This is a genomic window from Aquiflexum sp. TKW24L, from assembly GCF_023502205.1.
Lineage (GTDB): Bacteria > Bacteroidota > Bacteroidia > Cytophagales > Cyclobacteriaceae > Cognataquiflexum.
On the sequence record NZ_JAMFLG010000005.1, the window covers coordinates 99,645 to 114,020 of the forward strand.

A 14,376-nucleotide genomic window follows, 5' to 3' on the forward strand; every position below is an offset into this window, starting at 1 on the left:
GCAATAAATATTCTTGGATTCGATATCCCCCATTATATTTTCTAAATTTTTTTCACCAAATTCAAAAACACCAATCAACCATACGATAGAATGAAAAAACTAATATTATTTGGCATGATGCTGCTCATGTCTTTTCCTTCTTTTTCCCAAAGAGGAAAATCCACTCCTCCGCCTGCCCCGGCATTTGATGCGGAAATGTATCAAGGACTCAAATGGAGGAACATTGGGCCTTTTAGAGGAGGCCGGTCTAATGCCGTTTCAGGAGTGCCCAACAATGATCAGGTATTTTTTGTAGGCTACACAGGTGGCGGCCTTTGGAAAACCGATAATGCAGGAATTTCCTGGCACAACATTTCAGATGGTTTTTTCAAGACCGGTACTGTGGGAGATATCGCTGTCAGTGAATCCGATCCAAATGTGATCTACGTTGGCATGGGCGAGCATGCGATCCGTGGAGTGATGACCTCTTTTGGAGATGGCATATACAAGTCTACAGATGGCGGTAAAACCTGGAAAAACATGGGTTTGGAAAAGACCCGGCATATTTCAGATGTCATCATCCATCCCAATAATCCTGATATTGTTTTTGTGGCTTCTCAGGGTGCGGCACATGGACCGAGTGAGGAAAGGGGGATCTATAAAAGTACTGATGGGGGCAATACCTGGACCAAGGTATTGTATGTGGATCAAAATACGGGAGCTTCATCCTTGAGTATGGATTTCAACAATCCGAGGATTTTATACGCCGCTACATGGGAATACCGCAGATTGCCTTGGCAGGTACAAAGTGGCGGTGCAGGATGTAGCATCTGGAAATCTGTAGATGGTGGAGATACTTGGGCAAAAATCAATACTGGCCTTCCGACGGAAATGGGGAAAATCGGTGTCAGTGTCTCAAGGGCCAATTCAGATAGGGTTTTTGCCATTGTGGAAGCAGAGAAATCGGTAGCCGGAGTCTATCGCTCGGATAATGGAGGCGAGACTTGGACACATATGACCAACAACCAATTGTTGACTTCAAGGTCTTGGTATTATATGGAAGTGGCGGCTGACCCAGTAAATGCCGATGTGGTCTATGTCCTCAATTCACCCTTGACCAAATCCATAGATGGAGGAAAAAATTTCACGGTAGTACCTGTCAGACATATCGATACGCATGACCTTTGGATCAATCCCAAAAATCCAGCGAACATGATTTTGGGAGATGATGGTGGTGCTGAGATTACTTATGATGGTGCCAAAAGTTGGTCCACTCAGGACAATCAGCCTTCTGCCCAATTTTACAGGGTGAATGTGGATGCAGGTTTTCCTTATAAGGTTTATGCCGGACAACAGGACAATACTTCCCTGGTCATCGCCAGTAGGAACAATTACATCGGATTGACAGATAAGGATTGGTTTATCGGTCCGGGTTGCGAATCGGCTTTTATTGCTTTTGACCCCAAAAATCCTGTCATGCTTTATGGGGGATGTTATCAGGGTTTGATTGATGTTTTGGATACCCAAAACGGCCACAGCAAAGATATCCGTCAATATCCCGCCAATATTTTGGCCTATGATGCCAAGGATATGAGGTATCGTTTCAATTGGAATGCGCCTGTAATAGCTTCTCCGCATGATTACAACACCATCTATCATGGTGGAAATATTCTTTTCAAAACTACTGACGGAGGCCTATCATGGGAAGAAATCAGCCCTGACCTCACGCGAAATGAGGAATCAAAACAAGGACCGGGTGGCGCACCGATCACCAATGAAGGCGCAGGCGGAGAAAACTACAATACCTTAAGCTATGTCATAGAATCTATCCATGAAAAAGGAGTGATCTATACCGGGAGTGATTGTGGTCTGGTCCATATCACCAAGGACGGTGGAAAAACCTGGGAAAACATTACCCCTGCGGGGTTACCCGAAAGCCTTATCCAATCTATAGAAGTTTCTCCTCATGAAAAAGGAACGGCATTTGTGGCCGCCACGCGCTACAAGTTCAACGATTTTTCCAATATGTCTTTCAAAACTACTGACTATGGAAAAACCTGGTCCAAAATAGATGCAGGAGTTGACAAAGATGATTTTATCAAGGTGATAAGAGAGGACCGAAAAGTGAAAGACCTTTTATATGGAGGAGCAGAGAGGGGTTTTTATGTTTCCTTCAATGGCGGGTCAAATTGGCAAAAACTTCAATTGAATCTTCCTGTAGTTCCGGTTACAGACATCGCTTTTGCTGAGAATGACATGGTTGTTTCTACTGGAGGAAGGGCATTTTGGATTTTGGATGACTTGAGTGCCCTGCAGCAGTCCAAAGGTAATTTCTTAAGCTTGAAAATTTATACCCCAAAGCCAACCTACAAATATGAAGGATACATTCCTTCTTGGATGGATCTTCCTCCCGGAATCGGTGAAAATCCTGTTTCGGGCGTGATCTTGGATTACTATTTGCCCGAAAAAGCGGATTCAATGGAAGTGACACTTGAAATCATGGACGGGTCAGGCAAGGTCATCCGGTCTTATTCTTCGATAAAGGATGAGAGTTTCAAGCCTTTCTCCGGCGGGCCTTCACCCGAACAGGTGATTCCTTCCAAAAAAGGATTGAACAGGTTTGCATGGAATTTTAGAGGTGAAACTTTATTGGACATACCCAATGCCTTTGTCTATGGTGATTATAGCGGCCACCGCGTAGCTCCGGGAAAATACAAAGCAAAGCTAAGTTATAATGGGGCCATATCCGAAACCGAAATAGAGGTGGTACAGGATCCAAATCTCAAAAACATCAGCTCCCAACATTGGAAGGATCAACAGGAGTTGCTTGAAAAAGCAGCTTTATCCATAACCGATATCCACCAATCCGTGAATGACATGAGGAAAGTCAAAAGTCAGCTAGAACATCATAATTCTTTGTTGAAAGAAAAAGAAGATGCCAAAGAACTCTATCAGGCGGGAGAGGATTTGATCCAAAAATTGGTTGATTGGGAAGCAAAACTCGTAGAAACCCGTCAGGGAAATTTCCAGGATGTCATCAATTTCCCAAGTCAATTAAATGCCCAATACTTTGACTTAAGGAGTACCGTCGATGTGCATGACCCAAGATTGACGGCCGGTTCCAAGCAGCGCTTGGTTGATTTGGACGAAGAGTGGGCGGGATATAAATCGGATTTGAAACTCCTAATTAAAAATGATATTTGGCAATACAATGAAAAATTTAAGGCGCAGAATCTTCCCGCTGTGATTATCGAATGACCTTAGCAATAAAAAAATAAATCGCAATTAAACTTTTTGCTTTCAAAGTCGTCTAAAAGAGGGGTTTTAAAACCTCTCTTTTACATTTTCTCCAAACCAAAACAATTACACATTATGAAAATCATTGCCTCTTTAATTATTCTGTTGACTTCAGTAGTCGCTTTTGTGGATAGCCCTGTCCCGGCTACAGTTAACATTTCTGAAAGTACCCTTACTTGGAAAGCGAAGAAAGTAACCGGAGAGCATTATGGCAAAGTGCCATTTTCTGATGCCAAACTTGATTATGCCAATGGAAAAATCACCGGCGGTTCCTTCGAAATGAACATGACTGCACTGACTGTTGAAGACATCACCGATGCAGGTTCCAACAAAAAGTTAACTGACCATTTGAAGTCTGATGACTTTTTCTCAGTGGAGAAATTCAATAAATCAAAATTTGTTGTCAAGCAGGCTAAATCCTCCAACGGCAAAGATTACGAAATCACGGGAGACCTGACTATCAAAGGCATCACCGCTCCTGTCACTTTTCCCGCTAAAGTAGAGGTCGCAGGCAATAAAATCACTGCAACAGGCACCATCACTTTTGACAGAACCAAATATGATATCAAATACCGCTCAGGTAGTTATTTTGAAGACTTGGCTGACAAGCTGATTTATGACGATGTCACTTTGGATGTCAAATTGGTAGCAATGAATTAATATCAAACCCTATGCAATAGACCCAATACCTTGACAGGTATTGGGTTTTTTCTTTTTTACCTGCATGGGTTGTTAATTTTCCTAAATATTTGGTGATGGCTTCGATATTAAAGGCAAACACTTTAGTAATTTAGCCAAATGGAGTATAAATGGATAATCAGAGAAAAAGCAGATCCAAAGGCCGTTGAAACTCTGGGGAAAGAAATCAACCTCAACCAGACCTTAGCCAATATGCTAGTCAATAGAGGGGTAGATACTTTTCAGAAGGCCAAAGATTTTTTTAGACCAGACCCCGATAAGTTGCACGATCCTTATTTGATGAAGGACATGGACAAGGCAGTGGAAAGATTGGCCTTAGCCATCCAAAGAGAAGAAAAAATCTTGGTGTATGGAGATTATGATGTGGATGGGACTACCTCTGTGGCTATGTTTTATGGATTTCTGAAGCATTTTTACCCTCATGTCAGCTTTTACATTCCGGACAGATACAAAGAAGGATATGGGATTTCTGACAAAGGGGTTCGGTTTGCTGCCGAGAATAATTTTAGTTTGGTAGTTTCTTTGGATTGTGGGATCAAAGCAATCGAAAAAGTGGCTTTGGCCAGAGAACTTGGAGTTGATTTTATCATTTGTGACCACCACACACCTGGAGATATTTTACCTCCGGCTGTGGCGATTTTGGATCCAAAGAGACTTGATTGCAATTATCCTTACAAGGAATTAAGCGGTTGTGGTGTGGGATTTAAATTGGTTCAGGCATTTTCTGCTTACCGAAAAGACGACCCCGCCAAAGTAATGGCCTATCTTGACCTTCTAGCCGTCAGCATTGCTGCTGATATTGTGCCGATTACAGGGGAGAACCGGATTTTGACTTTTTACGGTATAGAAAGGATCAATAACAATCCAAGACCTGGATTAAAAGCTTTGATCTTAAGGAGTAAAATTGATAAGGATATTGAGATTTCAGATATTGTCTTCAAAATCGGTCCGAGGATCAATGCCTCAGGGAGATTGGAACATGCCAAAGCATCGGTCGAATTACTGATTTCAGATGACCTCGAAGATGCACTTGCAAGGGCAGAGATCGTGGACACGGTAAATGCAGCCCGCAAAAACTTTGATGAAAACATCACCAAAGAAGCACTAAGCATGATTCAGGGGATGGAAATAATCAGCCATAAGAAGACCACTGTTTTGTTCAAGGAAGATTGGCACAAAGGTGTCATTGGCATTGTGGCTTCCCGCTGCATTGAGAAATATTACAGGCCTACCATCATTCTTACAGAGTCAAATGGCAAAGCCACAGGCAGCGCAAGGTCTGTGTTTGATTTTGATATCTATGAAGCCATCAGCGAATGCAGCGACTTACTTGAACAATTTGGCGGGCATAAATATGCGGCTGGATTGACGCTTTCTGTAGCCAATGTTCCTTCATTTCAGGAAAGATTTGAGGAAGTAGTCAGTGCAAGGATAGACGAAATCCACATGAAACCTGTCCTTGAGGTCGATGACGAGATATTATTGGATCAGATCAATTATCGGTTTTTCAATATACTTAAACAGATGGCGCCTTTTGGTCCGGGTAATCCAGAACCAATATTTTGTGTCAGCCAGGTATACGCTGAAGATGTAAGGGTATTAAAGGACAAGCATCTTAGATTCAATTTGGTGCAGGACGGTCAGGAAACCAAACCAGTTTGTATAGCTTTTGGAATGGCTGATAAGAACATTTATCCTGATGAGATCATTTACAAGATGCTCAACCGAAAAATGCGCTTTGATCTGGCTTTTGAGATCCGGGAAAATACCTTTAGGAATACCAGTAGTTTACAACTGTACGTGAAAGATATTAAATTTGATTGATGATGAAGCTTAGGGCAGAAAATCTGGTAAAAATATACAAAGGCCGAAGGGTGGTCGATAACATTTCTGTGGAGGTGCAACAGGGGGAAATAGTGGGATTATTGGGGCCAAACGGTGCGGGCAAGACAACTTCTTTCTATATGATCGTTGGCCTCATCCAACCCTATGAGGGAGAGATATTTTTGGAGAATAAGAACATCACCAAACTCCCCATGTACAAAAGGGCCAAATTGGGAATCGGCTACCTGGCACAAGAGGCTTCTGTTTTTAGAAAACTGTCTGTGGAAGAAAATATCATGGCAGTACTGGAGATGACCAACAAAAGCAAGGCTGAAAGAAAAGAGAAAACAGAAACTCTGCTCGAGGAATTCAGCCTGACCCATGTAAGAAAGAATCTAGGCATGGTGCTTTCAGGCGGTGAAAGACGGAGAACAGAGATCGCTCGCGCCCTTGCGGTGGATCCAAAATTTGTATTGTTGGATGAGCCTTTTGCAGGTGTGGACCCAATAGCCGTAGAGGAAATCCAAGGGATTGTAGCCAAGCTGAAGACAAAAAATATCGGGATTTTGATCACGGACCACAATGTCAATGAGACGCTTTCGATCACGGATCGTGCTTATTTGATGTTTGAGGGAAAACTGCTCAAAGCAGGTACAGCCGAGGAACTTGCAGAAGATGAGCAGGTGAGGAGAGTTTATTTAGGACAGCAATTTGTACTCAAACGTAAAATTTTTCACTGATGGAAGTAGTCAATACTTTTATGACCTGGATTTTTAAGAACAGGATAGGTCAGATCGAAAACTTCAAAACCAACCCAATCGAAGTTCAGGAAAATCTTCTGAAAGAACTTATTGAAAAAGCAGAGGACACCGAATTTGGGAAAAAGTATAAATTTTCAAAAATCAATTCCTACAGGGATTTTGCAAAACAAGTTCCGATCCATAGCTACGAACAGATAACTCCCTATATCGAGAAGACAATGAAAGGAACACAAAACGTCCTTTGGCCTTCAGAGATCATTTGGTTTTCAAAATCTTCAGGCACTACCTCGAGCAGGAGCAAATACATTCCTGTTTCGGAAGAATCATTGGAAGACTGTCATTTCAAGGGAGGAAAAGACATGCTCTCACTCTACGTGAGCAATTACCCCGACAGCAAGCTATTCACAGGCAAAAGCCTGAGTATCGGAGGAAGCCTTTCCAAAAATCCATTCAATGGCGAAAGTGAAAGCCAGGTTGGGGACATTTCTGCTGTCATCATGCATAATCTTCCCCTTTGGGTTCAGTTTGCAAGAACACCGAGTCTGGATGTGGCGCTTATGGGTGAATGGGAATCCAAAATCGAGCGAATGGCAAATGAGGTGATGGATGAAAACGTAGTCAGCATCGCCGGGGTACCGACTTGGACCATTGTCCTGATTCAGAAAATTCTGGAACTCAAAAACGCCAAAAACATCCTTGAAGTCTGGCCAAATTTGGAAGTTTTTTTTCACGGTGCTGTCGCATTTGGACCCTATCGCAAACTATTCCGGGAGCTGATTCCATCTTCTAAAATGCGGTATTTGGAAATTTACAATGCCTCAGAAGGTTTTTTTGGAATTCAGGACCAAAAGGAATCTGAAGAACTTTTGCTCATGTTGGATTATGGGATTTTTTACGAGTTTGTTCCTATGGAAGAAATCCTTAAAGAATCGCCAAAGGCATTGCCACTTTCAGCGGTGGAGGTGGGAAAGAATTATGCGATGCTGATCACTACCAATGGAGGTCTGTGGAGGTATGCTATCGGGGATACAGTCAAGTTTACCAATACTTCTCCTTATCGGATCAAAATCTCAGGAAGGACCAAGCATTTTATCAATGCATTTGGAGAAGAAGTGATCGTCGAAAATGCCGATAAAGCTATCCAGGCGGCTGAGGAAGCGACCAATGCCACAATCACCAATTACACGGCTGCACCTATTTATTTCGGAGATTCCGGAAGCAAAGGTGCCCATGAGTGGATCATCGAGTTCAGGTCTATGCCGAGCAATCAGGATAAGTTTACCGAGATTTTGGATACTACTTTGAGGGAAGTCAATTCGGATTACGATGCCAAGAGATACAAAGACCTCGCATTGACAGCCCCAAAAATCCATTTTGTGAAGGAGGGAGTTTTTGAAAAATGGTTGAAAGCAAAAGGCAAATTGGGCGGCCAAAACAAAGTCCCAAGGCTTTCCAACAGCAGGGAATATATCGAAGAGGTGTTGAAGTTGTTTTGAAATCCGGACAATCTCAAACAATAATTCACTTCTTCTTTTGATTTGATTTCTTTAGAATTTTCTTTTCATCCCCTTCTAACTTCCTTTGCAGTATTTTTACATCTTCTGCTTTTGGTAGGTTTTCCGGAATGATCCCTCTTTTAGTCAGCATGTCTCGTACTGCCGAATTGTTATCAATATGTTCTTTTTCTATTTTGTTTTGTCCCATTAAATCCTTGCTTTGGACATTCAACCCATTCATTTCCGCAGCTAAATCTTTGGCTTTGATACTTATTGTTGGTAAAAAATCTGCCACAGGTCTGGAGTCAGGGATACCCATTTTCTTTTTGAGCATCTGAGTGTTCAACCTAAATAATGCCTGATCACCTTTCGATCTGATTATAGCAAACCCTTGACTGTCCACACCTCTTTCATACAATATACCCGAAAGTTGTTTTTCAGTTTGACTGAGTTTTTCCCGGGCAATTAACCGCTCATTTGCCAAAAGTCTTTCCTCTACCAATTCTGCTCTTCGGGTTTGAACGGCAAAATAATTCTGAGCAAAAGAAATTTCTTCTTTTCGGCTATCGCCATTTTGGGCAATCAGATAGCACGCATATCGGGTAAGTAAAATATCATCAATTTCTTTTTCTGCTCCAGAACCTATTGACACCATCTTCCTGACGTCAGGAAAATGGTTGGAAATTAATTCACCCGCAATTTCACATGCACTTTTAGCTTTTTGGATTACTTTTTCAAAATTTTCCCATTTGTTATAACCCAGAAGTTTTTGAAGTTCTCTGGCACGCCAGCATTCAACTCCCTCTATTTCGGATGATGCCGATTCAAATTGCGTGAAAAGATTTTTGATTTCTTGGAATTTCATGGGGGCGTCATTTTATTCTTTTTGATTTTTTGAGGCTTTTCGCTTTGAACTCAAGCTCCTTTAAGCAAAATAAAAACAACAACTTAGTCCTGTAATTCCAAGGGGAACTCAGTTTTCAAAAATTGAACACCAAAATCGATTTTTTTAACTCCCAAACCCTATCGGCGCAAGGTTATTCATCTGCCTCAAAATCCAGGATTGTCTCCCACGGATATAACCTGTAGGTTTGACAGGTGACCATCGAATGGGATTGGGCAAAACAGCCGCAATCATAGCTGATTGCTGACGGGTGAGTTTGGATGCCGGCCTGTTATAAAAAGTCTGTGACGCTGCTTCGATGCCATAAATCCCCGGACCCATTTCGATCACATTCAGGTAAACTTCCATGATCCGTTCTTTATTCCAGATGATTTCTATCAAAAAAGTAAAATAGGCCTCCAATCCTTTTCTGATCAGGTTTCTTGAAGGCCAAAGAAAAACGTTTTTGGCAGTTTGCTGACTGATGGTACTGGCACCTTTGATGCGCTTACCTTTTTTGTTTTTCTCCCAAGCCTCTTCCATCGCCTTCCAGTCGAAGCCATTGTGTTCCAAGAATTTTTGGTCTTCGGCAGCATACACTGCTTGGGGCATGTGTTTGGAAATATTGGCTATAGAAACCCAATCTTTGTATAACCGGACTTCTTTCTTTTCGTCCCAAGCCTGTTCCCAAAGTCTGATTACCATCAAGGGTGTTATGGGGACCGGGATAAATCTATAAATAATCGTTAAGCCTATGGATAGGATGAAAAACCAAAGGGCAAGTTTAAAAATGAACCGGAAGATTTTCTTGATGAATTTCATAGTGGGCTATACGAATGCTGTGGCTTGGATAAATCTATAATAAAAAACTGAATTCGGCATATTCTGAAGTTCTTCCATTGCTGAAAGCATCTCCTCTATTTGCGTTTCATTGATCAATCCCTCTGATAACAGCGCAGGTGCGCCACTGTTCATCAGGTTTTTCCAATAGTTAAAAACTGTACTTTTTTCTTCAGGATAGCGGCTGTCAAGATGAAAACCGCCACTTCTAAGGCTGATATCTCGGTATCCTGATTCGGACAATAAACCCCCAAGTTTCGCCCCCACCTGCGGATCGCCACCGATCAGGACTTGGTACTCATTGTATATTTTCCAATAATCCATGATGGCTGGTATAATCGGATAAGTGTAAAAAGTGGCGTTGAAAACCTCCGTGATAGAAACCATTGCTCCGGGCTTCAAAAACGGTTTCATGCTGATAAGTACTTCGATAGGATTGGGAATATGCTCCAAAACCCAACAGATAAAAGCGCCATCGTATTGCCTATCTAGCTTCAGATTTTTGGCATCCTGATGGACGAATCTCACCTGATATTTCCCAAAACCTGTTTTGGCTATGTTCTCATTGGCTTTGGCAATCTGACGGGATTCATATTCCACTCCGGTGATAGAAAGATGGGGAAATCTCCTCAGGAGAATTTCAGTCTGTGCCCCCACGCCGCTGCCGATTTCGAGTAGTTCCTTTACCTCAGAAAAATCAATATAATCATAAATGGGTCTCTCAATTACCAAAGCCTGTTCCCTAAGTCTTTCCTGTTCTGTTTCCTGATAGCCGTGGATATATTTGGGACTGGTAGCGCCGCTCATTTTTTGTGGTTTGTTTCGCAAAGAAAGAAGAATTATTGCGCATTTTAAAACACCCATGAGGACTTAAGGATTCGCCATTTTTTTGAGTACCACAGGTTTTTTCAGTTTGGTGGTCAGGATCTCCATATAGTACTTGAGGTCAGGATAAATGGTAGAGGAGAAGAGATAAAATTTTAGACTCATGGAAGGCATCTCTAACTTCCTTTTCTCTTTTCTGTAATCTGTTTCCATCACCTGATAAATTTTTTTACCTTTAAATTTTACAAAACATCATCATACATGGGCAAAATTACGATTGGGAGCTTTGAGGATTTCGAAAAACATATTGGTGAAGACCTTGGAGTCTCTGACTATCATCAAATTACCCAAGAACAGATCAATCAGTTTGCAGTCGCTACCATTGACCATCAGTGGATCCATACCGATCCAGAACGTGCAAAAAAAGAAGGTGCTTTTGGGGATACCATTGCCCACGGCTACCTGACACTTTCCTTGGTGCCTTACCTTTGGGATCAGGTGATCCAAGTAAACAACCTCAAGATGATGGTCAATTATGGAATTGAAAGCTTGAGGTTTGCCCAGGCCGTCTTGGTCAACAATGAAGTCAGACTCAATGCCAATCTAAAAAATGTTGTCAACCTCCGAGGAACCATAAAAGCTGAAGTCAATGTGAAGTTGGAGATCAAAGACCAAAAGAAACCCGCATTCACAGGCGTATTGGTGTTTTTATATCATTTTGAGTAGTCCTCATCAGATTTAAAGGACCAGAGAAGGATTGGTGGTCAGCCTTCTATTCTCCTGAATCCGAATATCAAATAAGGAATAAAGGATACTATTTATAGAATTCTTAGAGCATAAAAAATGGATACCATTTGGTATCCTTCAGAGTAGCGGGAACAGCCCCGATAGCCATCGCGGGTCAAATCAGTGACCTTTCAACCCCATCTAAAATCTTAACCAAAAGGCAAAAAAAGATACTATTTTTAGATAGTTATCCATAAAAAAACCAAGTATTTCTGCTTGGTTCCGAGTAGCGGGAACAGCCCCGATAGCCATCGCGGGTCAAATCTGTGACCTTTCAGCCCCATCTAAAATCTTAATCAAAAGGCAAAAAAAAGGATACTATTTCTAGATAGTTATCCATAAAAAAACCAAGCATTTCTGCTTGGTTCCGAGTAGCGGGAACAGCCCCGATAGCCATCTCGGGTCAAATCTGTGACCTTTCAGCCCCATCTAAAATCTTAACCAAAAGGCAAAAAAAAGGATACTATTTCTAGATAGTTATCCATAAAAAAACCAAGCATTTCTGCTTGGTTCCGAGTAGCGGGAACAGGACTCGAACCTGTGACCTTTGGGTTATGAGCCCAACGAGCTACCAACTGCTCCATCCCGCGATATATGTTTTTCTTAGAGAAATCTATGTGAAAACAGCCTTTCGCCGTAATTGTGGTACAAAGGTAAGGACATATTCTACAAAATCAAGTACCTTTGCAGAAAAAAAATTATTGTCATGACCGAAAACACACACAAAGCTGGCTTTGTAAACATCATTGGGAAGCCCAATGTCGGCAAATCCACGCTTATGAATGTGCTAATCGGTGAGCGACTTTCGATCATCTCTTCCAAGGCACAGACCACCCGTCACCGGATTATGGGACTTATCAATGACGAAAACTATCAGATTGTATTCTCTGATACTCCCGGCATGCTGAAGCCCAAATACGAGCTTCACAAAAGCATGATGAGTTTTGTCCACATGTCATTGGAAGACGCAGATGTGATTCTTTTCGTAACCGATCTATATGAATCCGACGAGGAAATAGAAGACGTAATTGAAAAGATCAACCATTCCGGAGTTCCCATACTGCTTGTCATCAATAAGATTGACCTTTCCAAAGAAGGGCAACTTGAAGCGGTGACAGCCTATTGGACCCAAAGAATCAAAGCAGAAGCGGTTATTCCGATTTCTGCCACCGAAAGTTTTAACACCGAGCGCATTCTTCAGGAAATCCTCGACAGGCTTCCCTTTCACGAAGCCTTTTATGATAAGGATGAACTTACCGATAAGCCCGAGCGTTTCTTCGCTTCTGAAATCATCCGTGAGAAAATCTTTATCAACTACAAAAAGGAAATCCCATATAGCACTGAAGTCTCTATCGAAGACTTTTTCGAAGAAGAAAATATCATCCGCATCCGGGCAGTCATCTATGTGGAGCGAGACAGCCAAAAAGGCATCATCATCGGTGAAGGAGGCAAAGCGCTAAAAAGAGTCGGAACCCAGGCGAGACACGAAATGGAAAAATTCTTTGACAAGAAAATCTTCCTCGAAACATTCGTGAAAGTGGAAGATGACTGGAGAAAGGATAAAAATAAATTGAGAAAATTTGGTTACGACCAATAGAAAATATAAAAATGGCAAATATAGTAGCAATAGTTGGGCGGCCGAATGTAGGCAAATCTACCTTTTTCAATAGGTTGGTAGAGGAGAGAAAGGCCATTGAGGACAATGTCAGTGGGGTGACCCGTGACAGGCATTATGGCCATGCACAGTGGGGAGGCAAATTCTTTTCAGTCATTGATACCGGCGGATACGTGATCGGATCTGATGATGTTTTTGAAGCAGAAATCAGAAAACAGGTCAAGTTAGCCATCGAAGAAGCAAACGTGATTCTTTTTGTGGTAGACTGCTTGGATGGATTGACAGACTTGGACAAGGATTTTGCAGCGGAACTCCGGTCTTCCAAAAAGCCGATATACATCGTAGCCAACAAAGCTGACAGTCCGGAGAAATCCATGTTGGCGGCAGAGTTCTATGGATTGGGATTGGGGGACAATGATGTCTTCCCGATTGCTGCGGTAAGTGGTAGCGGCACAGGGGACCTTTTGGATGAGGTAATCAAGCATTTCCCTGATGAAGGCGAAGAAGATCCAGATGCCGGCATACCCAAGATCGCCATTTTGGGAAGACCAAATGTGGGTAAATCTTCTTTTCTGAATGCCCTTTTGGGACAGGAAAGATCCATCGTGACGGATGAAGCAGGAACCACAAGGGATGCCATCCACACGAGATACAAACTCTTTGGTCAGGATTTTATCATCACCGATACAGCAGGAATCCGCAAAAAAGCGAAGGTAAAGGAAGACATCGAGTTCTATTCTGTGATGAGATCTTTGAGGACTTTGGAAGAATCCGATGTGCTGATCATCATCATTGATGCCACAAGAGGTTTGGAAGCACAGGATGTTAACTTGATATCTTTGGGTATCAAAAACAACAAGGGCATTGTCATCATGGTCAATAAGTGGGATCTGATAGAAAAGGATCATAAAACCATGGACAAAATCAAGAAGGAAATGATAGAAAAGTTGGGTGAAAACAAGTGGATCCCGATCATTTTCACTTCTGTGGAGGAAAAGCAAAGGATCATGCAGGCCATTGAATTGGCGGTCAAAGTCTATGAAAACAAGACCAAAAAGGTGCCTACTTCCAAATTGAATGACATCATGCTTCCGGAGATTGAAAAATACCCGCCTCCGGCCTGGAAAGGGAAATATATCAAAATCAAATACATCACCCAACTTCCCACCAAAAATCCAGTTTTTGCATTTTTCTGTAATCTTCCTCAATACATAAAGGATCCATATAACAGGTATCTGGAAAACAGAATCCGTGAGAATTTTGACTTTGAAGGTGTGCCGATCAAAATAACTTACAAAAAGAAATAAAAATAAAATTTGATGAATCTTCTTGATAATATGATGAATGGTATTACCTTTGCATGCTGATTCA

The 14,376-nt window shown here is 41.9% G+C and carries 12 protein-coding genes and 1 tRNA gene; 8 read left to right on the forward strand and 5 right to left on the reverse strand.

All coding sequences use genetic code 11. From position 1 onward, the window contains the following. The first annotated feature begins 90 nt into the window (after positions 1-90). From M3O96_RS05045 to M3O96_RS05065, 5 genes are all read left to right on the forward strand, one after another. The gene (locus tag M3O96_RS05045) at positions 91-3,237 is read left to right on the forward strand and encodes a VPS10 domain-containing protein (RefSeq protein ID WP_249719212.1); all 3,147 of its coding nucleotides are present in this window, start codon (positions 91-93) and stop codon (positions 3,235-3,237) included. A 114-nt stretch (positions 3,238-3,351) separates the two neighbouring features. Next, the gene (locus tag M3O96_RS05050) at positions 3,352-3,936 is read left to right on the forward strand and encodes a YceI family protein (RefSeq protein WP_249719213.1); all 585 of its coding nucleotides are present in this window, start codon (positions 3,352-3,354) and stop codon (positions 3,934-3,936) included. A 138-nt stretch (positions 3,937-4,074) separates the two neighbouring features. After that, positions 4,075-5,799 (forward strand): single-stranded-DNA-specific exonuclease RecJ, encoded by a 1,725-nt coding sequence (gene recJ / locus M3O96_RS05055; RefSeq protein ID WP_249719214.1) that lies wholly within the window; start codon positions 4,075-4,077, stop codon positions 5,797-5,799. A 2-nt stretch (positions 5,800-5,801) separates the two neighbouring features. Continuing rightward, complete coding sequence (gene lptB, locus M3O96_RS05060; RefSeq protein WP_249719298.1) at positions 5,802-6,539, forward strand: LPS export ABC transporter ATP-binding protein; 738 nt, start codon at positions 5,802-5,804, stop codon at positions 6,537-6,539. Next, on the forward strand, positions 6,539-8,056 hold the full coding sequence (locus M3O96_RS05065; RefSeq protein ID WP_249719215.1) for a GH3 auxin-responsive promoter family protein: 1,518 nt from the start codon (positions 6,539-6,541) through the stop codon (positions 8,054-8,056). The genes lptB and M3O96_RS05065 overlap by 1 nt, the downstream gene beginning before the upstream one ends. Before the next feature lie 25 nt (positions 8,057-8,081). On the opposite strand, the gene dinD is transcribed toward M3O96_RS05065, so the two are convergent. The 4 genes from dinD to M3O96_RS05085 all read right to left on the reverse strand — a co-directional run bounded on the left by dinD (position 8,082) and on the right by M3O96_RS05085 (position 10,817). Then, positions 8,082-8,921 carry a DNA damage-inducible protein D gene (gene dinD, locus M3O96_RS05070; protein WP_249719216.1) on the reverse strand — a complete coding sequence of 280 codons (840 nt, stop codon included), beginning with the start codon at positions 8,919-8,921 and terminating at the stop codon, positions 8,082-8,084. A gap of 144 nt (positions 8,922-9,065) precedes the next feature. Beyond that, complete coding sequence (gene mtgA, locus M3O96_RS05075; protein ID WP_249719217.1) at positions 9,066-9,761, reverse strand: monofunctional biosynthetic peptidoglycan transglycosylase; 696 nt, start codon at positions 9,759-9,761, stop codon at positions 9,066-9,068. A gap of 6 nt (positions 9,762-9,767) precedes the next feature. Further along, on the reverse strand, positions 9,768-10,586 hold the full coding sequence (locus tag M3O96_RS05080; protein WP_249719218.1) for a class I SAM-dependent methyltransferase: 819 nt from the start codon (positions 10,584-10,586) through the stop codon (positions 9,768-9,770). 63 nt (positions 10,587-10,649) lie between these two features. Continuing rightward, positions 10,650-10,817, reverse strand: a complete 168-nt coding sequence (locus M3O96_RS05085) for a hypothetical protein (protein WP_249719219.1) — start codon at positions 10,815-10,817, stop codon at positions 10,650-10,652. Between the two features lie 48 nt (positions 10,818-10,865). Here M3O96_RS05085 and M3O96_RS05090 point away from each other — a divergent pair, with 48 nt between their 5' ends. Continuing rightward, positions 10,866-11,330: a MaoC family dehydratase gene (locus M3O96_RS05090; protein WP_249719220.1), complete on the forward strand. Its 465-nt coding sequence runs from the start codon at positions 10,866-10,868 to the stop codon at positions 11,328-11,330. A 577-nt stretch (positions 11,331-11,907) separates the two neighbouring features. On the opposite strand, the gene M3O96_RS05095 is transcribed toward M3O96_RS05090, so the two are convergent. Continuing rightward, positions 11,908-11,980: transfer RNA gene (locus tag M3O96_RS05095), tRNA-Met, on the reverse strand. Positions 11,981-12,096: 116 nt separating this feature from the next. Here M3O96_RS05095 and era point away from each other — a divergent pair. Both era and der read left to right on the forward strand, forming a co-directional pair. Continuing rightward, positions 12,097-12,987, forward strand: a complete 891-nt coding sequence (era, locus tag M3O96_RS05100; RefSeq protein ID WP_249719221.1) for a GTPase Era — start codon at positions 12,097-12,099, stop codon at positions 12,985-12,987. A gap of 11 nt (positions 12,988-12,998) precedes the next feature. After that, the gene (gene der, locus M3O96_RS05105) at positions 12,999-14,312 is read left to right on the forward strand and encodes a ribosome biogenesis GTPase Der (RefSeq protein WP_249719222.1); all 1,314 of its coding nucleotides are present in this window, start codon (positions 12,999-13,001) and stop codon (positions 14,310-14,312) included. The last annotated feature ends 64 nt before the right edge of the window (positions 14,313-14,376 follow it).